Origin of the sequence: Rhodococcus sp. PML026 (genome assembly GCF_000963615.1) — a bacterium.
Lineage (GTDB): Bacteria > Actinomycetota > Actinomycetes > Mycobacteriales > Mycobacteriaceae > Rhodococcoides > Rhodococcoides fascians.
On the sequence record NZ_KQ031371.1, the window covers coordinates 384,805 to 402,449 of the forward strand.

At 65.7% G+C, this 17,645-nt stretch carries 16 protein-coding genes; 9 read left to right on the top strand and 7 right to left on the bottom strand.

Annotation, left to right across the window (positions count from 1 at the left end):
* Nucleotide 1 precedes the first annotated feature (1 nt).
* Genes VF34_RS09375 through VF34_RS09385 form a run of 3 tightly spaced genes read right to left on the bottom strand, consistent with a single transcriptional unit; the run spans nucleotide 2 to nucleotide 3,268 of the window.
* A complete protein-coding gene (locus VF34_RS09375) occupies nucleotides 2-2,002 on the bottom strand; it encodes a S9 family peptidase (protein WP_032370219.1) in 2,001 nt (666 codons plus the stop codon).
* Between the two features lie 49 nt (nucleotides 2,003-2,051).
* Entirely contained in the window at nucleotides 2,052-2,837 is a 786-nt protein-coding gene (locus VF34_RS09380) for a SigB/SigF/SigG family RNA polymerase sigma factor (RefSeq protein ID WP_032368200.1), read from the bottom strand.
* Nucleotides 2,837-3,268, bottom strand: coding sequence for an ATP-binding protein (locus tag VF34_RS09385; RefSeq protein ID WP_027497563.1), 432 nt, complete (start codon nucleotides 3,266-3,268; stop codon nucleotides 2,837-2,839). Before VF34_RS09385 ends, VF34_RS09380 begins: the two co-directional genes overlap by 1 nt.
* Nucleotides 3,269-3,452: 184 nt before the next feature.
* Between VF34_RS09385 and malQ the strand changes: the two genes are divergently transcribed.
* The gene (gene malQ, locus VF34_RS09390) at nucleotides 3,453-5,612 is read left to right on the top strand and encodes a 4-alpha-glucanotransferase (protein WP_032374575.1); all 2,160 of its coding nucleotides are present in this window, start codon (nucleotides 3,453-3,455) and stop codon (nucleotides 5,610-5,612) included.
* Nucleotides 5,613-5,672: 60 nt separating this feature from the next.
* The gene (gene fdhD / locus VF34_RS09395) at nucleotides 5,673-6,512 is read left to right on the top strand and encodes a formate dehydrogenase accessory sulfurtransferase FdhD (protein ID WP_032399923.1); all 840 of its coding nucleotides are present in this window, start codon (nucleotides 5,673-5,675) and stop codon (nucleotides 6,510-6,512) included.
* Here fdhD and VF34_RS09400 read toward each other — a convergent pair.
* Complete coding sequence (locus tag VF34_RS09400) at nucleotides 6,495-7,178, bottom strand: CoA transferase subunit B (RefSeq protein WP_045841272.1); 684 nt, start codon at nucleotides 7,176-7,178, stop codon at nucleotides 6,495-6,497. The two genes, fdhD and VF34_RS09400, sit on opposite strands and share 18 nt — an antisense overlap.
* A complete protein-coding gene (locus VF34_RS09405) occupies nucleotides 7,175-7,924 on the bottom strand; it encodes a CoA transferase subunit A (protein ID WP_196249563.1) in 750 nt (249 codons plus the stop codon). Before VF34_RS09405 ends, VF34_RS09400 begins: the two co-directional genes overlap by 4 nt.
* A 109-nt stretch (nucleotides 7,925-8,033) precedes the next feature.
* On the opposite strand from VF34_RS09405, the gene pcaH reads away from it, so the two are divergent.
* The 6 genes from pcaH to VF34_RS09435 are packed head-to-tail and all read left to right on the top strand — an operon-like array spanning nucleotide 8,034 to nucleotide 13,952.
* Nucleotides 8,034-8,750: a protocatechuate 3,4-dioxygenase subunit beta gene (gene pcaH, locus VF34_RS09410; protein ID WP_032374444.1), complete on the top strand. Its 717-nt coding sequence runs from the start codon at nucleotides 8,034-8,036 to the stop codon at nucleotides 8,748-8,750.
* Complete coding sequence (gene pcaG / locus VF34_RS09415) at nucleotides 8,743-9,381, top strand: protocatechuate 3,4-dioxygenase subunit alpha (RefSeq protein ID WP_032389268.1); 639 nt, start codon at nucleotides 8,743-8,745, stop codon at nucleotides 9,379-9,381. The genes pcaH and pcaG overlap by 8 nt, the downstream gene beginning before the upstream one ends.
* A gap of 42 nt (nucleotides 9,382-9,423) precedes the next feature.
* The gene (pcaB, locus tag VF34_RS09420) at nucleotides 9,424-10,770 is read left to right on the top strand and encodes a 3-carboxy-cis,cis-muconate cycloisomerase (RefSeq protein WP_045841273.1); all 1,347 of its coding nucleotides are present in this window, start codon (nucleotides 9,424-9,426) and stop codon (nucleotides 10,768-10,770) included.
* Complete coding sequence (pcaDC, locus tag VF34_RS09425) at nucleotides 10,770-11,933, top strand: bifunctional 3-oxoadipate enol-lactonase/4-carboxymuconolactone decarboxylase PcaDC (protein WP_032399920.1); 1,164 nt, start codon at nucleotides 10,770-10,772, stop codon at nucleotides 11,931-11,933. Before pcaB ends, pcaDC begins: the two co-directional genes overlap by 1 nt.
* The gene (locus VF34_RS09430; protein WP_027497571.1) at nucleotides 11,930-12,748 is read left to right on the top strand and encodes an IclR family transcriptional regulator domain-containing protein; all 819 of its coding nucleotides are present in this window, start codon (nucleotides 11,930-11,932) and stop codon (nucleotides 12,746-12,748) included. The genes pcaDC and VF34_RS09430 overlap by 4 nt, the downstream gene beginning before the upstream one ends.
* Nucleotides 12,741-13,952 carry an acetyl-CoA C-acetyltransferase gene (locus VF34_RS09435; protein WP_032368206.1) on the top strand — a complete coding sequence of 404 codons (1,212 nt, stop codon included), beginning with the start codon at nucleotides 12,741-12,743 and terminating at the stop codon, nucleotides 13,950-13,952. Before VF34_RS09430 ends, VF34_RS09435 begins: the two co-directional genes overlap by 8 nt.
* A gap of 7 nt (nucleotides 13,953-13,959) precedes the next feature.
* Here the strand turns inward: VF34_RS09435 and VF34_RS09440 are convergent, their stop codons facing one another.
* Nucleotides 13,960-15,852 (bottom strand): sugar phosphate isomerase/epimerase and 4-hydroxyphenylpyruvate domain-containing protein, encoded by a 1,893-nt coding sequence (locus VF34_RS09440; protein WP_045841274.1) that lies wholly within the window; start codon nucleotides 15,850-15,852, stop codon nucleotides 13,960-13,962.
* Nucleotides 15,849-16,739: a shikimate dehydrogenase gene (locus tag VF34_RS09445; protein WP_045841275.1), complete on the bottom strand. Its 891-nt coding sequence runs from the start codon at nucleotides 16,737-16,739 to the stop codon at nucleotides 15,849-15,851. Before VF34_RS09445 ends, VF34_RS09440 begins: the two co-directional genes overlap by 4 nt.
* Before the next feature lie 109 nt (nucleotides 16,740-16,848).
* On the opposite strand from VF34_RS09445, the gene VF34_RS09450 reads away from it, so the two are divergent.
* Entirely contained in the window at nucleotides 16,849-17,523 is a 675-nt protein-coding gene (locus VF34_RS09450) for a TetR/AcrR family transcriptional regulator (RefSeq protein WP_027497575.1), read from the top strand.
* Nucleotides 17,524-17,645 lie beyond the last annotated feature (122 nt).

The following is a 17,645-nucleotide window of genomic DNA, read 5'->3' on the forward strand; positions in this document are numbered from 1 at the left end:
TCTAGTGGCCCAGTATTCGCGGCATCGACGCGCTCTCGCCCAGGACATGCCCCGCCAGAAATGCCAGTACCACCTCGTACCAGACCTTGGCGTGTTGAGGCGTCAGAATCCAGTGGTTCTCGCCGGGGAAGTACAGGAATCGGTGCTCGGTCTGACCGTCGTCGTCGGCGGGCAGTCCCGATTCGCTGAGCAGTTCGTACCACAACCGTAGGCCCTCGCCGATCGGCACGCGATAGTCCTTGTCACCGTGGATGACCAGCATCGGCGTCGAGATGTCCGCGACGAACAGGTGCGGAGAGTTCTCCACCGCCATCTCGGGGGACATCTCCCGCGCCCAGTACCACGGTGCGTCGGTCGTCGGTCCGAACTGATCGAGTGCCCACAGACTGGCGTGGGTGACGATGGCGTCGAATCGGTCGGTGTGCCCGGCGATCCAGTTGGCCATGTACCCGCCGAACGAGCCACCCATTGCGGCGGTGCGCGTGTCGTCGATATCGGTTCGGGCAACCGCCACATCGGTCAACGCCATCAGATCGGTGAACGGGGCACTGCCCCACGCGCCCCAACCACGCTGCACGAAATTCTGGCCGTAGCCCGTGGACAACGCCGGATCCGGGAGCAGCACCGCGTACCCTCGCGCCACCATCAGCCATGGATTCCACCGCCAGGACCACGTGTTCCACGAACCCAGTGGGCCGCCGTGCACCCACAGCAGCAGCGGCGCGGGCGAATCGTCCGACACACCGTGCGGCAACGCCAGCCATCCTCGGACTCGACTGCCGTCCTCGACGGCGGTCTCGATCTCGGTCAACGTGCCGGGCAGCGGGCCGTTGTCGATTCCGGCGTCGAGGTCGACCACGGTGCCGTCGGACAGGTCGATCGAGACCGGGTGCGGGGCGGCCAGATACGAGGCGGCCACAGCGACTACGCGCTTTCCGTCCGACGACACATGGATGTGGGTGTACGCGTCGTCGGTATGCGTCAGACGACGCGGCTCCGCACCCGCCTCGATCACGAAGATCGGCGACCGGCCGTCGTCGTCCGCGGTGACCAACACGCCGGACCCGTCCGGCAGCCAGACCGGACCGATCGGCCATCGATCCCAGCCCGGAGCGAGATCGGTGACGGAGTCCGTACCGAACTCGTACTGCTGCAACGTCATTCGTGGCGCTTGTTCGGGAGTCGAGATCGATTCACGGACGAACGCGACGGCACGGCCGTCGGGCGAGATGGCCGGTGCACCCAGATCGGCATCCGCGTCGTCGACGATCGTGGTCCGTTCTCCGGTCCCGGTGTCGATGCGCACCAGTATCGTGCGGACGGTTGCCAGCGGGCCGGGCACCGACCACGTGGAGACGACGAAAGTGCCGTCGGCGCTGATGTCGAAGGCCGCTTCCTGCAGAGCGCCTGCCGCGTCACGCGTCAGATCACGCAGTGGTGCCGACTCGAGGTCGGTTTCCGTCTCGCCTGCGAACAGATGCGGGGTTGCGGGACCGAGATCGTGATCCCAGAAACGCACCGGCACACCGGTGTGCAGAATTGCATCCACCTTGTTCGTCTTGCGCTCGGTACGCAGGCCGTCGTCGTCCTCGTCTGTCGTGGACGAGCCGAACACCGGCGAGAAGCCGGCGAACCGATCGACGGACCGAGCCGCTCGCACGTCACCGATTCCCGCCGACCGGGTCTCGACCACGTGGGCCTCCCCGCCGGCGGCGGGCAGTATCCACAACTGTGCCGGATCATCCTCGCTGGAGCGGCGCGAGAACATCAGATTCCCGGACGCGGTGAACACCGGCGCGCTCTCGCCCAGCTCGCCGTGGGTGATTCGCCGCGCCGGAGACCGTCCGTCCACGTCGATCTCCCACAGCGACGTTCGGTACTCGGTGCGCGAATCACTCAGAGCAGCAACGACAACGACCGCACGAGAACCACTGCGATCCACCGCCAACCCCGTGACACGTCGGGCCGCGATGTACTCGTCGATGTTGTCGTAGACACTCATGCGAACGACAGTAGTGGCAACAGATCGTTCCGCGTCGGCTGTGTCCGGTTCAGTCCTCGCCGAGATCCTCACGCAACTGAGCGAGCGTGCGCGCCAGAATGCGCGACACGTGCATCTGCGAAATTCCGACCTTTTCGGCGATCTGCGTCTGAGTCATCGACCCGAAGAACCGGAGCACCACGATGCGACGCTCGCGCTCGGGCAGCTTCTCCAGTGCGGGCCGCACAGCGAGGTAGCTTTCCATCTTCTCGAGTTCCGGGTCGTCGGCACCGAGCGTGTCCATCAGCGGGAGGCGATCCTCGCTCACCACCGAATCGACCGACACGGTCTGATACGCGCTGCGGGCAAGCAGTGCCTGCGATGCTTCCTTGACGTCGATCCCGAGTTCGGCGGCGATTTCGCTCGCGGTCGGGGCGCGACCGAGCTTCTGCGACAACGATCCCACCGCCTGCGAGATCATCGAGTTCAGCTCTTTCATGCGTCGCGGTACCCGTACCGACCAGCCGGCGTCGCGGAAGTAGCGACGTGCTTCGCCCATGATGGTGGGGACGGCGAACGAGACGAAATCCGACCCACGCTCGATGTCGAACCGGTCGACTGCATTGACCAGACCCAGCCTGGACACCTGCAAGAGGTCCTCGTGCGCTTCACCGCGCCCACCGAATCGGCGCGCGATGTGTTCGGCAAGGGGAAGGCAGCGCGTGATGATGCGGTCACGCAGCACGGAACGCTGCGGTGAATTCTCGTCCAGCGCCTGCATCTGCTGGATCAGCGCGACCACGTCGCTGTAATCGTCGGACTCTCGCCGTGTGCTTCGTTCCTGCGGCACCGGCACTAGACCTTGCTCCTCCGCTTGACCACGTCGATCGCGACGGTGCGGCCGGCAACGTCGTCGATCGCGTCGTCGGCGCGGAGTTCGATGGAGTCTGCGAGAGTTTGCAATACGTGCCAACCGAAGCTGTCCTGCTTCGGGACCGACGTCGGAGTCAGCGTGGACGTCACGACGATTCGGATCCCGGCATCGTTGACGGAGAACCTGCACGAGAGTTCCGCGTCGGCGACCGAACCTTTGATGAGCTGGGAGCACACCTCGTCTACGACGAGTTTCACGTCGGCGATGTCGTCGAGAGTGAAGTCACTGAGCACCACGAGAGTCTCCGCGACGGCCCGCACCACCGGCAATTGGTCGGCTTCGGCGCGCACCCTCAGCTCGACCGGTGCACCGGAATCTCGCTCCAGTTCTTCGATCTTGCTGACCCCAGCCATCCGCACTTCCCATCGTCGCCAAGCAGTTCGTTTCTCGTGTGCCGAGCAAGACTACCCAGCGGGGAAGCTTTCAACCCTCGCAGTACACGGGTGTCGCCCCCCGAACACACCGCGGAACGAACCTGCGGTGAACGGCCGACCGGTGCGGGTGACGTGCGCCCGTCGAACTGGCACGATCGACACCGTGGCACATTCGGATGAGGATTACTCGCAGGCCCTACGAACTCTCGCCCAGCGGCTCGGTACGTCGACGTCGTACCGAGGCTGGGACGACACCGAGCACGACGTGAGCGACGCGACCCTGCGGCAGGTATTGGCTGCACGCGGTTACGCGACCGAGACCACCGAGGATGTCGATCGGGCACTGGAGGACATCGAGAACGCACCGTGGCGTCGCCTGCTTCCTCCTGTGGTCGTCACGACCCAGGGCACCGAGGCGACGGTGTGGGTGCATGTGCCACACGGCAATCCGGTGGAAGTGTCGATGGTGTCCGAGGACGGCGACGCCATCGAGGTACCGCAGGCCGACGTCTGGGTCGATCCGCGCGAGGTGGACGGACGGCTGATCGGACGTGCCACGTTCGTGGTGCCCGGCGATGCCCCGCTGGGATGGCACAGCCTCACAGCGACGACGATCGGTGAGGACAACACCGTCCGAACCTCGGACACGGTCGTCGTGGTCACACCGAAGTCGTTGTCGCCCAATGCCGAACTTGCCGACAGGCAACGTACCGGTCTGCTGGCACAGCTGTACTCGGTGCGCTCGACGCGTTCGTGGGGCATCGGTGATCTCGCCGACCTGGAGGACATGGTCGACATCGCCGGCCGCGTGCATGGATTCGACTATCTGCTGGTCAATCCGCTGCACGCCGACCGGCCGACGACGCCCGTGGAGGCCTCTCCGTATCTACCGACCACGCGACGCTTCTTCAATCCGCTGTACATCCGTGTCGAGAACATTCGGGAGACGGCGCTGCTCTCGCCCAAGCAGTTCGGCAAGATCCAGGATGCCGCGGCTCGATTCGACAAGGCGAACGTTCGCACCAAGAAGCTGAACCGGGACGCGACGTTCAAGGCCAAGCTCCGCGCCCTCGAACGCGTCCACAAGGTCGAGCGCAGTCCGGCCCGCGAGTCCGCGTTCCGGGCGTTCGTCGAACGCGAGGGCACCGGGCTCCGGGATTTTGCGGTGTGGAGCGCGCTGGCGGAGAAGTTCGGCCCGAACGATCCCGCATGGACCGATCGCGCAGCGCACCCCCGCACCGACTTCGTCCTCGAACAACGCGCAAAGCTGGCCGGGCGCATCGACTTTCACATGTGGCTGCAGTGGATCTGCGACGAGCAACTGGCCGCTGCCCAGCGGGCCGCGCTCGACGCCGGGATGGAGATCGGCGTCATGCACGACCTCGCGGTGGGAGTCGCCCGCGGCGGGGCCGATGCGTGGACGCTCGGCGACGTGCTGGTGTCCGGAGTCACCGTGGGAGCGCCGCCGGACAACTTCAACCAACAGGGCCAGAACTGGAATCAGCCGCCATGGGATCCGGATCGACTGCGCGAGATGGCCTACGTCCCGTACCGAGACATGCTGCGCACGATTCTGCGTCACGCCGGGGGCATCCGCGTCGACCACATCCTGGGCCTGTTCCGGTTGTGGTGGATTCCGCAGGAGGCCGAGAACGCCGGCGGCGGAACGTATGTCGAATACGACCACGAGGCGCTGATCGGCATCCTCGCCCTCGAAGCCGAGCGCGCGGGTGCGGTAGTGGTCGGCGAGGACCTCGGGGTGTTCGAGCCGATGGTGCAGGAATACCTCACCGAGCGCGGAATCTTCGGCACCTCCATCCTCTGGTTCGAGGCCGATGATTCCGGACCCATCCCGCCCGAGGACTACCGGACTCTGTGCCTGACGTCGGTGACGACGCACGACCTGCCTCCCACCGCTGGATACCTCGAAGGCGAGCACATCGAACTGCGGTCCCGACTCGGCCTGCTCGAGCGCGACATCGATGCGGAAAAGGAAGTGGATTCCCGTGCGCGAGAGGCGGTCCTGGACCTGGCCCGCACCCGTGGTTTACTCGCTGCCGATGCCGACAACCACGAGACCGTCGAGGCCCTGCACCGGCTGGTCCAGCGCAGCCCGTCGCTGCTGATCGGCGTCGCTCTCGTCGACGCGGTCGGTGAACATCGCATTCAGAACCAACCGGGTACGGACGAGACCCAGTACGGCAACTGGAAGGTCCCGCTCGCCGACTCCGACGGCTCGGCAGTGCTGGTCGACGACCTCGCCGAACACCCGCGATTGGTGTCGCTCGTGCGGGCAATGGCAACCGAGTCGTCGGACCGATGACACGAGGGTCCACAATCGAGGTATGAGCTTTCGACGTCGCCGCGTATCGAGTCGGCACTGATGGGCCGGATCACCGCTCGCAGACCCGTCGTCCGAATACGCGGCGAACACCGAGTCGACCGTCCCGACACCTTGGTGGTGGAGGAACCGATGGAACTGCGCGTCGACGGCAGAGCCCTTGCCGTCACGATGCGTACGCCGGGCCACGACGTCGAACTGGCCCACGGTTTCCTGCTGACCGAGGGCGTCATTGCATCGCGTGCCGATATCGCTGCGGCGCGGTACTGCGACGGCGTCGACGACGAGGGCGCGAACACCTACAACGTCCTGGACGTCACGCTGGCACCGGGCGTAGCAGCCCCCGAGACCGGGGTGGAACGCAATTTCTACACGACCTCGTCGTGCGGGGTCTGCGGCAAGGGATCACTCGACGCAATCCGGTTGCGCACCAAGCATTCTCCTGCTGACGACGACGTCGTGGTGACGTCCGATACCCTCGCCGGGCTACCGGACACCCTGCGCGCAGCGCAGAAGGTCTTCGACACCACCGGCGGCTTGCACGCTGCGGCACTGTTCACTGCGGACGGCGACATGCTCGTCCTCCGCGAGGACGTCGGACGCCACAACGCGGTGGACAAGGTCGTCGGCTGGGCCACCGAGCACGATCGAGTTCCGCTGCGCGGCACGATATTGATGGTCAGTGGCCGCGCCTCGTTCGAGCTGGCACAGAAGGCGGTGATGGCCGGGATCCCCATACTTGCAGCGGTGTCCGCACCGTCGTCTCTCGCGGTCGATCTCGCGACCGAATCAGGACTGACGGTGATCGGCTTTCTCCGCGGCCGGTCGATGAACATCTATTCCCGCGCCGACCGCGTCCTTGTGTCAGACGGTATCTTCTGAGTCGTTCCGCAGGCTCCACTCCCCAGCGACATCGACGAGTAGCTCGGCTGCGGTGGCGTTCCTGACGTCGTCCACCGAGATTCCCGGCGCGGTCTCGACGAGGCGCAGTCCGTTGTCGGTGACGTCCAGAACCGCCATGTCCGAGATGATCCTGTGCACGCAGGCCTTTCCGGTCAGCGGCAGAGTGCAGGACTGCAGAATCTTCGGTTCGCCCTTCCGGGAGACGTGCTCCATCATGACGATCACGCGGCGGGCACCGTGCACCAGATCCATGGCACCACCCATCCCCTTGACCATGTGCCCGGGGATCATCCAGTTCGCGAGGTCGCCGGTGGCGCTGACCTGCATCGCACCCAGCACGGCGACGTCGACCTGACCGCCGCGGATCATTCCGAACGACTGCGACGAGTCGAAGTAGGACGAGCCGGGAAGCACCGTGATGGTTTCCTTGCCCGCGTTGATGATCTCGGGATCGAGTTCGTCCTCGGTGGGATAGGGGCCGACGCCGAGCACGCCGTTCTCGGAATGCAGAATCACCGAGACGTCGGTCGGAATGTAGTTGGGCACCAGGGTCGGCATGCCGATTCCGAGGTTGACGTACTGCCCGTCGCCGAGCTCCTGCGCCACCCGAGCGGCCATCTGTTCGCGGGTCATCTTTTCGCTCATGCTCGTACCGTCCTCTGCTCGATGCCGACCTCGACCGGGCCGACGTGCACGACCCGCTGCACATGGATGCCCGGGGTGTGCACCTCGTCCGGACCGATCTCCCCCGGCTCGACCAGGTGCTCGACCTGCGCCACGGTGATCCGACCCGATGCGGCGGCGGGTGGATTGAAGTTTCGTGCGCTGGCGTGGAACACCAGGTTGCCGTGCCTGTCGCCCTTCCAGGCGTGGACCAGGGCGTAGTCGGCGACGATGCCGCGCTCCATCACGTAGGTGATCCCGTCGAAGTTCCGGGTCTCCTTGGGCGGACTCGCCACGGCGATGCCGCCGCTGCCGTCGTAGCGCAGCGGCAAACCGCCGTCGGCCACCTGCGTCCCCACGCCCGCGGGGGTGAAGAACGCCGGAATGCCGGCACCGCCGGCTCGCAGCCGCTCGGCGAGGGTGCCCTGCGGGGTCAGCTCCACCTCCAGTTCACCACCGAGGTACTGCCGGGCGAATTCCTTGTTCGATCCGACGTACGAACTGATCGTGCGCCGAATACGGTGGTGCGCCAGTAGCACTCCCAGACCGAAGCCGTCGGTCCCACAGTTGTTGCTGATGGTCTCGAGGTCCGTTGCTCCTTGCTCGAGCACAGCGGCGATCAGGATCTCCGGCACTCCCACCAGCCCGAACCCGCCCACTGCGATCGACGACCCGTCGGGGATGTCCGCTACCGCTTCTGTGGCACTGGCCACGACTTTGTCCAACATGCCAGCGACGGTACCCGACAATGTGCGTGATGTGAACAGGTTGCCACCATGCGAACACCTGTATACGGTGATGAGTGCGCTTGATCACCACGATTGTCAGGAGCTGTCGATGCTTCATCTCCCGCCCGAGTACCGGGACCAGACGGGTGTCCATGCACCACGCGACTTCGCCGAGTACCGGACCACTGCCCTGCGGCATCCGGCGCAGCCGTTGACGCTCCTCCCCCAACGATTGACCGAAATCACCGGTCCGGTTCTGGGCGAGGGACGGGTCACGGCTTCCGACGCCGACCTGACACTTGCGCGAGGTGGTGAAGCTCAGGGTCAACGCATCATCGTTCACGGACGAGTGCTCGACAGCGACGGCAAAGCGATCCCGAACACACTCGTCGAGGTGTGGCAGGCAAACGCAGGCGGACGGTACCGACACTCGGGTGATCGCTGGCCTGCACCTCTAGACCCACATTTCGACGGCGTGGGCCGAGTACTCACCGATGCCGACGGCCGATACCGGTTCACCACGATCAAGCCGGGCGCGTACCCCTGGGGTAATCACCACAACGCATGGCGGCCTGCCCACATTCACTTCTCGCTGTTCGGTCACGCCTTCACCCAGCGGTTGGTGACGCAGATGTACTTCCCCGACGACCCCATGTTCTTCCAGGATCCCATCTACAACGCAGCTCCCGAAGACGCGCGCGCTCGCATGATCAGTACCTTCGATTACGAAGCCACACAGCAAAACTGGGCTCTCGGATTCAGGTTCGACATCGTTCTGCGCGGACGCAACGCCACCCCGTTCGAGGAGGACGACCACGATGACTGACCCCGAGTTCGCTCCCCGGTACCCGGTGGTGACCGGTGCCGATTTCACCACCGCACCGTTCGGTCAGACGCCTTCTCAGACGGTCGGGCCGTACGTCCACATCGGTCTGCTGTGGCCGGACGGACAGGACGTGGTACCTCCCGGCACCGCCGAGGCGATCATCCTGACGTTCACCCTCGTGGACGGGGCTCGTCAACCGGTGTCCGACGCGATGATCGAGACCTGGCAGGCCGACTCCGACGGACGCTTCGACCATCCGGACGATCCACGGGGTGCCGTGGCACCACGTGTCGCAGGTTTCCGCGGCTTCGGTCGAGCATTTGCCGATGCACGGGGAACGATGACGATCACGACCATCAAGCCGGGGCCGTTGCCCGCCGAGAACGACCTCGTCGAAGCACCCCACATCGACGTCGGAATCTTCGCCCGCGGAATGCTCGAGCGGGTCGTCACGCGGATGTACTTCCCGGACGAGGCCGAGGCCAACGAAATCGATCCGGTGCTGTCCGCCTTGCCCGCCGACAAGCGAGCCCGACTCGTCGCCACCACAGTGGACGGCGGCTACCACCTCGATATCGTGTTACAGAACACCGATCCGGACGGAGACGAGACCCCGTTCTTCGCGCTGTGATGCACGCTCCCGAACTGATCGACGATGCGGTGAAAGAGGACCATGGCTTCCGATAGAGGGGCACTGTTCGATCCGACATTCGGCAGCGAGATCATCGCACCGATCGTCGGCGACCGAGGCTGGGTTCGGGCGATGTTCGATGTCGAGGCAGCCCTCTCCCGGGCCGCTGCCTCTGTCGGCGTGGTCGACGCGAAGCATGCGGACATCATCACCGCGGTCGCGGCAGAGCTGGGTGAATCTCTGGACATCACAGCACTCGGAGCGGCTGCAGCGGCCGGTGGGAATCCGGTGATACCACTGGTGAAAGTACTGCGAAACGCGGTGTCCGAGCGCGGAGTTCCTGCTGCTGCAGTGCACCCCGGGGCGACCAGCCAGGACATCATGGACACCGCGTCCATGCTCGTCGCACGTGACGCACTCACGGTCGTCGAGGCGTCGCTCGGTGATGCACATACCGCGGCGCGAGGCCTGGCGCTGGCGCACCGGACCACTCCTATGGTCGCGCGCACTCTCGGCCAGCAGGCGTTACCCACTACTTTCGGGCTGGTGGCCGCAAATTGGGCTGGGGCGCTGCATCGTTCGAGTCACCGTCTCGCTGCGGTTCGGCGGTCGTGCTGTGTGCAATACGGAGGTGCCGCCGGAACGATGGCCGCCGTACATCCGCACGGTCCGGCCATTGCCGCCGCGCTCGCGGAAGCACTGGATCTGGCACCACAGACTGCGCCCTGGCACACCGACCGCGTCACCGTCGCAGATCTGGCGTGCGCGTTGGGTATTGCCGCGGGCTCCATTGCGAAGATCGCCGGGGACATCGTGTCGATGTCCGCCACCGAACTGGCCGAGGTGTCCGAGAACGCACCGGGAGGTTCGTCGGCAATGCCACACAAGCGCAACCCGATCGCCGCCGTCACCGCGCGAGCTGCGGCCCGCCGGGTGCCGGGAGCCGTTGCGACAGTGCTGGCGAACATGGACCACGAGCAGCAGCGCGCCGCTGGACCGTGGCACGCCGAATGGGAGACCGTCACCGATCTGCTACGCCTCACCGGCGGCGGTGCGCATCGTATAGCGACGAGCCTGACCGGTCTGCATGTGCATCCAGATGCCATGGTGCGCAACCTCGAAGCGACGGGTGGTGCACTTCTCGCCGAACGGGTCACGGCGGCGCTGGCACCGCACACCGAGCGCGCCCGCGACATCGTCACCGACCGATGCGCAGCAGGTGCGCCACTGGACACGGATCCCGCCATCACCGCCTTCTTGACGCCGGAGGCGGTGCGCGAGATGTTGGATCCAGCAGGCTATGTGGGTCACGCACCCGACTTGGTCGACGACATCCTCGCTGCGTGTGCACCGGACACCGAACGCCCCACGGACTCGAAGGACATCTGATGACAGTCACTCTGGCTCACCACCGCACCGAGGGGCCGCACCCCGATGCGGATACCGTCGTGCTGATCGGCTCGCTCGGCTCGGACCGATCGATGTGGGACCCGCAGGTGGGCGCACTGTCGGCTTCCGTCCACGTGTTGACGGTCGATCTACGGGGACACGGTCGATCACCGGTACCCCCCGGCCCCTATTCCGTGGCCGATCTCGCCGGTGACGTTCTTGCACTGCTGGATTCACTCGCTCTGGAACGCGTCCACGTGGTCGGACTCTCCCTCGGCGGTGCCGTCGCTCAATGGATTGCGATTCATCGCCCCGAGCGGGTGCGCACTCTGACCCTGCTGTGCACGTCCGCCAAGTTCGGTGAAGCCGTGCAGTGGATCGACCGTGCCGCGACCGTCCGCGCCTCGGGGACAGCAGCACTCGCGGACGCTGTACTCGCACGGTGGTTCACGCCCGAACTCGCCGCCCGCGACACCGATCTCGTCGCACGGTGTCGACGCATGATTGCCGAGACCTGCGACGAGGGCTACGCGGCATGCTGTGAGGCGTTGTGCGAGTGGGATTCTCGCGCGGACCTTGCCAGGATCGCCGCTCCCACCCTCGTGATCGCGGGCCGACAGGATCCGTCGACCACTCCGGACGATCTGCGCATCATCGCCGATGGCATTGCAGGATCGACGTTCCTGACACTCGACCCGGCCGCACATCTGGCCAATGTCGAACAGGCAGGCCGCGTCACGGCGGCCATTGCCGCTCACGTCGGAGCGAATGCGTACTCCGCCGGACGGTCCGCGGCGCACGACACCGGAATGGCCGTACGGCGCAGTGTGCTCGGTGACGCCCACGTCGACCGCAGCATCGCATCGAGAACCGAATTCACGTCCCCGTTCCAGGATTTCATCACCCGAACCGCATGGGGCGACGTCTGGGCTCGTCCCGGACTCGACCACCACACCCGCCGACTGCTGACTCTGGCCGTTCTGACGGCCCTGGGTAACCACCACGAACTCGACATGCACATCCGAGCGGCGTTGCGTGCCGGTATCGCACCCGACGAACTCGCCGAGGTGTTCTTGCACACCGCCGTCTACGCGGGAGTACCGAACAGCAACAACGCTTTCGCATTGGCTCAGGCCGCCATCACCGAGAGCGAAACCTCGTGAGTGCCGCGGACACACCGCCGTCCTCGGATTACGTCCAGTCTCTCGGACGCGGCTTGGCAGTGATCAGAGCCTTCGACGGCGAGCATCCGCGTCGAACGCTGGCCGACGTGGCCCGAGCGACCGACCTGACTCGCGCGACCGCCCGGCGGTTTCTGCTCACACTCGTCGAACTCGGATACGTGCGTACCGACGGCTCGATGTTCTGGCTCACCCCGCGAGTACTCGAATTGGGGTACAGCTACTTGTCGAGTCTTTCGCTCCCCGAGGTCTCGGGTCCCCATCTCGAGGCGCTCGCCGAACGAGTGCGTGAATCGTCCTCGGTGTCGATACTCGACGGTGACGATGTGGTGTACGTCGCCCGGGTTCCGGTGAGCCGCATCATGACCGTCGGCATCAACATCGGCACCAGATTTCCGGCGTTCGCGACCTCGATGGGCCGGGTGCTGTTGGCCGGTCTTCCCGAGGACGAGCTGGATGCGTACCTGGAGCGAGTGCGGTTGACGCCGTTGACGGGCAAGACGATCACCACCGCGGCCTCGCTCGCGCGGGAACTCGAACGAGTGCGGGTCGACGGCTTCTGCCTGGTGGACCAAGAACTCGAAGAGGGACTGCGTTCGATCGCCGCACCCATCCGCGACAGCGCCGGCGTGGTTGTCGCCGCAGCCAACGTCTCGACCCAAGCTGCACGTCATTCTGCGGACGCCGTGCGCGCCGAACTACTCCCGGCCTTGCTCGACGCCACCCGCGCCATCGAGACCGATCTGCTCCGGGTAAGTACCGGAGCCAACGACAAGCGAGGAAACACCCATGCCTGAAGCCGTGATCTGCGAACCCCTGCGTACCCCCGTCGGCCGTTTCGGTGGCCAGTTCCGTGACATTTCCGCCCAGGCCCTGGCTGCCACGGTCATCACCGAACTCGTTGCGCGAACGGGCATCTCCGGAGCGGACATCGACGACGTGATCCTGGGCCAGGCGTCACCTAACGGTGATGCACCGGCCATCGGTCGAATCGCCGCCCTCGACGCCGATCTCGGCATCGATGTGCCCGGCATGCAGATCGACCGACGCTGCGGCTCCGGCCTACAAGCAGTACTGCAGGCGTGCATGCAGGTGCAGTCCGGCGGCAACGACCTGGTTCTGGCAGGCGGCGTCGAAAGTATGAGCCAGACCGAGTTCTACGCGACCGGCATGCGGTGGGGCGTCAAGGCCGAGGCGGTCGCCCTCTCCGACCGACTTGCGCGGGCCCGAGTGACGGCGGGTGGCAAGAACTTTCCGGTGCCCGGCGGCATGATCGAGACCGCCGAGAATCTTCGCCAGGAGTTCTCCATCAGCCGCGCCGATCAGGACGCGCTGGCCGTGCAGTCGCATCGGCGGGCGGTCGCCGCGCAGAACAGCGGCGTGTTCGCCGAGGAGATCGTGGGTGTGTCCGTCCCCCAGCGTAAGTCGGAACCGGTTCTGGTCTCGACCGACGAGCATCCACGGGCCGACACGACCGTGGAGTCGTTGGCGAAGCTGAAGGCAATCCGTGCATCGATCGATCCCGAGTCGACGGTCACCGCGGGCAATGCCAGCGGGCAGAACGACGGCGCCGCGATCGCCATCGTCACCACCCCCGAAAAGGCTGCGGCGCTGGGACTTCGACCACTGGCGCGGCTCGCGAGCTGGGGCGTTGCCGGAGTCGCTCCGCGCACGATGGGAATCGGCCCGGTGCCCGCCAGCGAGAAAGCGCTCGGACGCCTCGGGCTCACTCTCGACGACATGGGCGTCATCGAACTCAACGAAGCCTTCGCCGCCCAGGCGCTCGCCGTGACTCGGTCCTGGGGTATCGAGTCGGACGACCCGCGGTTGAATCCGCACGGTTCCGGCATCTCGCTCGGCCACCCGGTCGGGGCCACCGGTGCCCGAATCCTTGCCACCCTGCTCCGTGAAATGGACCGCCGAGAAGTCCGCTACGGACTCGAGACGATGTGCATCGGCGGCGGACAGGGCCTGGCCGCGGTGTTCGAGCGACTGTCCTGATCGCTACTCACTGCTGTAGTTGCGCAGCCAGGCGCACAGCCGAGTTGGTCTCCCCGTAGCCTTCGTACCCGCCTACCCGCTGCACCACCTCGAAGAAGAGGTCGTCGCCCACGGTGCCGGTGAAGAAGTGGAAGAACTCGCCGCCTGCGGAGTCGGCGTCGTACAGGATGCCGAGCCGCTGCATCGCGTCGAGGGTGTCCTGACCGAGGCCGAACCGTGCGTTCAGGTCGCGATAGTAGTTGGGCGAGATGCGCAACGGCGTGAGACCGCGTTCGGTCATTGCCTCGGCCGCGGCGTAGATGTCCTCGCATCCGAACGCCACATGTCCGACGCCTCCGCGGCGGGCGGCGGGCAGGGGGTCGGCATCGGACGGGCGACCGGGAACCATGTTGAGCGACAGGCGAATGGTGCCGTTCATGGTCGTCAGGGTGAGGGCCTGGCTTCGCACCAGTCCGATCGCGTCCACGACGTCCTGACCGTCCCGGGGCACCATGCCGAACACCGAGCGGAGCAACAGCATCACGCCGTCCCAGCTTTCCGCCGGGACCGCGAGGGCGATGTGGTCCACGTGCGAGACCAAGGGCTTCACCTGCGGCACAGGCACTCTGGGAGCGAGGTCGAATGCGGACTGCCAGGCACCGGCGCTGTCTCGGGTGCGTAGGTCGAGCGAGGTTGCACCGGTGACGGCGAGCCGCACCACCGCGTCGGTCGCGTCGGCCACGCCCGGCATGGTGACCGTCGCGGCGGGGACCCCCAGAGCGCGGGCTCTGGTCAACCACAGATCGGGCCGCTCGCTGCGGACCCCGATCTGGGCCAGTGCGGGCAGGTGGGCGGGGACGCCCGGTGCCGTCCACAGGGTGTCGACGGTCGTGTCGACCGCGACGGCGAGTGGGCCCTGGGTGAACAGCGACAGTCCGTGTTCGCTGTGCGCGGCGGTGAGGTCGAAGCCGAGGTGACGCAAGGTGGTACCCAACTGGGCGGCCTTGGCAGGGCCCGCGGCGATACGTAGGGACACGATGTTCTCGATCGGGCCGGGCGGAGGCGGGGAGAACAGATCGGGATTCGGCACGACGGTGTCGACGCCGCGGACCTGCTCCTGCAGGTGGAGCAGCGAACGGTGTGCGTCCGACGCCGTTCGGCCGGTGTCCGAATGCCGGAAGACGTCGTTGAAGATCTCGAGCGACCACGGGCCCGTGTAGCCCGAGGCCACGACGTCGGCTCCGAAGGTTGCCAGATCGAAGTTCCCCTGACCGGGGAAGCATCGGTGATGGCGACTCCACTGCAGGACGTCCATCACCAGGTGCGGGGCGTCGGCCAGCTGCAAGAAGAAGATCTTCTCGCCGGGTATCTCGCGGATGCCGGATGGGTCGTCGCCGCGGGAGAGGATGTGAAAGCTGTCGAGACAGGTCCCGAGCGCTGGATGGTCGACCTGCCGGACGATGTCCCAGGCATGACGGTAGGTGTCGACGTGGCTACCCCAGGCGAGCGCTTCGTAGGCCAGCCGCAGTCCGCGGCGATGTGCACGCTCGGCGAGAGTTGCCATCTGTTCGATCAACTTGTCGTCCTCGCGCACTGCACCGGCCAACGGTGACGAGCAGACCAGCAGCAGGTCGCATCCCAGCTGTTCCATCACGTCGAATTTGCGTTCGGCGCGAACGACGTTGCGCGCGAACTGGTCCGGGTCGTCGGAGTCGGCGTCACGGAAGGGTTGGTAGAGATCGACGGTCAGACCCAGGTCTGCAGCCTTCTTCGCAATGTCTGCAGGCAGGTCCGGTGAGCTGATCAGATCCGGCTCGAACACCTCGAAGCCGTCGAACCCGGCTTCGGCGATGGCGCGCATCTTCTCGTCGAGAGACCCACTGAGCGAGACAGTGGCCACCGACGTGGCAATGGCCGTCATGCGGAGGCCCCGGCGGCAGCGACGCGATCTTCGCTGTCGATGAGGGTGCCCATGTGCGCGATCATCCGATCTGCGTTCGCAATTCGGCCGGTGAATATCTCGAAGGCGTCCGCTGCCTGGAACACGGCCATGCCGGTGCCACTCAGGGTTCGGCACCCCGCTCGCGCTGCCTGCATGAGCAATTCGGTCTCGGCCGGCCTGTACACGACTTCCGAAACCCACATCTGCGGACGCAGAAATTCCTGCGGCACAGCAGATCCCGGGTGCTCGAGCATTCCGACCGGCGTTGCGTGCACCAGCCCCGACGCTGCGCTCAGCACGTCGCCGAGCCGATCGAGTCCGGTCGAGAAGATCTCGGACTCGGGGAACATCGAGGCCAGCGAGTCTCGGAGCTGCTGCGCCCGAAGAGGATCGGCATCGACGAGAGTCAGCTTTGCAGCTCCCCGGCGTGCCATCGCGTACGCAACAGCGGCACCCGCTCCCCCGGCTCCGAGTTGCACGACATCACCGAGGTCGGCTCCCGGTAGGCCACGGCCGAAGTTTCGGTCGAACCCGGACCAGTCGGTGTTGTGACCGATCGCGCGCCCGTCGGAGAACACAACGGTGTTGACGGCACCCAGACGCGCGGCATCCTCCGAGAGATCGTCGAGGCAGTGAAGAACCCGTTGCTTGCACGGGTGGGTGATGTTGAGGCCGCGAAATCCGAGGTCGGCTGCCGTGGCCACCAGCCGCGGTAGGTCGTCCACGGTCAGCCCGCGCCGATCGAGATCGATGATCCGATAGAGGTAGGTCAGACCGTGCTCGGCACCCTCTCGCTCGTGCATCGCGGGCGTGAGCGATTTGCCGATACCCGTCCCGATCAGCCCGCAGAGCAGGGATTCCGGCATGTCGATCTCCTCGAGATTTAATGTACTAATTGGTGAGTTAGCTCGACGGTACTACGGTGACGGCACGCACACACCCTTTCTCCGCAATTCCCGGCGATAGAGTCGACCCATGGCTCCGCGTACAACCGACACCTCCGACGACAGCGGACCGGCCGTCAAACGTCGGCGCAACAGCGATCTGACCCGACACAACATCCTCGAGGTAGCCACGGAGGAGTTTGCGGACAAGGGCTTCGCCGGCGCACGCATCGACGAGATCGCCGAGCGAACACACACGACCAAGCGGATGCTGTACTACTACTTCACCGACAAGGAAGGCCTGTACAAGGCCGTTCTGGAGCGGTCCTACCTCCGCATCCGCGAGCGCGAACGAGCCGTGGACGTCGAAGGACTCGGTCCGGTCGAGGCGATCCGCGCCATCGCATCGGTCACGTTCGACCATCACGAGCAGAACCCGGACTTCATCCGGCTGGTATCGACCGAGAACATTCTGCGCGGCGAACATATCGGCACTTCCGAGGCGCTGAGCAATCTCGGCAATCCGGCCGCCGAGCTGTTGGCCGACATTCTTGCGCGCGGGCAGGCCGACGGGCTCTTTCGAACCGATGTCGACGCGTTGGACATCCATATGGCGATCAGCAGCTTCTGCGTGTTCCGGCTGTCCAACCGATACACGTTCGAGGCACTGTTCGGGCGCGACCTCACCGACCCGGCGCACCGCACACGACTGCGGGCCATGCTCGGCGACATGATCATCGCGTTCCTCACCTCCACCGACGCCTGACACCGAGATCGAGCGACCCGCATCGCATCGGGGGTTGACACGTGGCATGGATCACGTTCAATATCTAAGAGCGCCCGGAGTTAACTATTTCGTACATTAGCGGCCGATCGGGTCGTGTATGT

Excerpts from the sequence above, each read along its gene's own strand:
- fdhD (WP_032399923.1), top strand. The coding sequence starts at position 5,673 with ATGGGCCGGATCACCGCTCGCAGACCCGTCGTCCGAATACGCGGCGAA.
- pcaH (WP_032374444.1), top strand. The coding sequence starts at position 8,034 with ATGCTTCATCTCCCGCCCGAGTACCGGGACCAGACGGGTGTCCATGCA.
- VF34_RS09435 (WP_032368206.1), top strand. The coding sequence starts at position 12,741 with ATGCCTGAAGCCGTGATCTGCGAACCCCTGCGTACCCCCGTCGGCCGT.
- VF34_RS09400 (WP_045841272.1), bottom strand. The coding sequence starts at position 7,178 with ATGAGCGAAAAGATGACCCGCGAACAGATGGCCGCTCGGGTGGCGCAG.
- pcaG (WP_032389268.1), top strand. The coding sequence starts at position 8,743 with ATGACTGACCCCGAGTTCGCTCCCCGGTACCCGGTGGTGACCGGTGCC.
- pcaDC (WP_032399920.1), top strand. The coding sequence starts at position 10,770 with ATGACAGTCACTCTGGCTCACCACCGCACCGAGGGGCCGCACCCCGAT.
- VF34_RS09405 (WP_196249563.1), bottom strand. The coding sequence starts at position 7,924 with ATGTTGGACAAAGTCGTGGCCAGTGCCACAGAAGCGGTAGCGGACATC.
- VF34_RS09440 (WP_045841274.1), bottom strand. The coding sequence starts at position 15,852 with ATGACGGCCATTGCCACGTCGGTGGCCACTGTCTCGCTCAGTGGGTCT.
- pcaB (WP_045841273.1), top strand. The coding sequence starts at position 9,424 with ATGGCTTCCGATAGAGGGGCACTGTTCGATCCGACATTCGGCAGCGAG.
- VF34_RS09375 (WP_032370219.1), bottom strand. The coding sequence starts at position 2,002 with ATGAGTGTCTACGACAACATCGACGAGTACATCGCGGCCCGACGTGTC.
- VF34_RS09450 (WP_027497575.1), top strand. The coding sequence starts at position 16,849 with ATGGCTCCGCGTACAACCGACACCTCCGACGACAGCGGACCGGCCGTC.
- VF34_RS09385 (WP_027497563.1), bottom strand. The coding sequence starts at position 3,268 with ATGGCTGGGGTCAGCAAGATCGAAGAACTGGAGCGAGATTCCGGTGCA.
- VF34_RS09445 (WP_045841275.1), bottom strand. The coding sequence starts at position 16,739 with ATGCCGGAATCCCTGCTCTGCGGGCTGATCGGGACGGGTATCGGCAAA.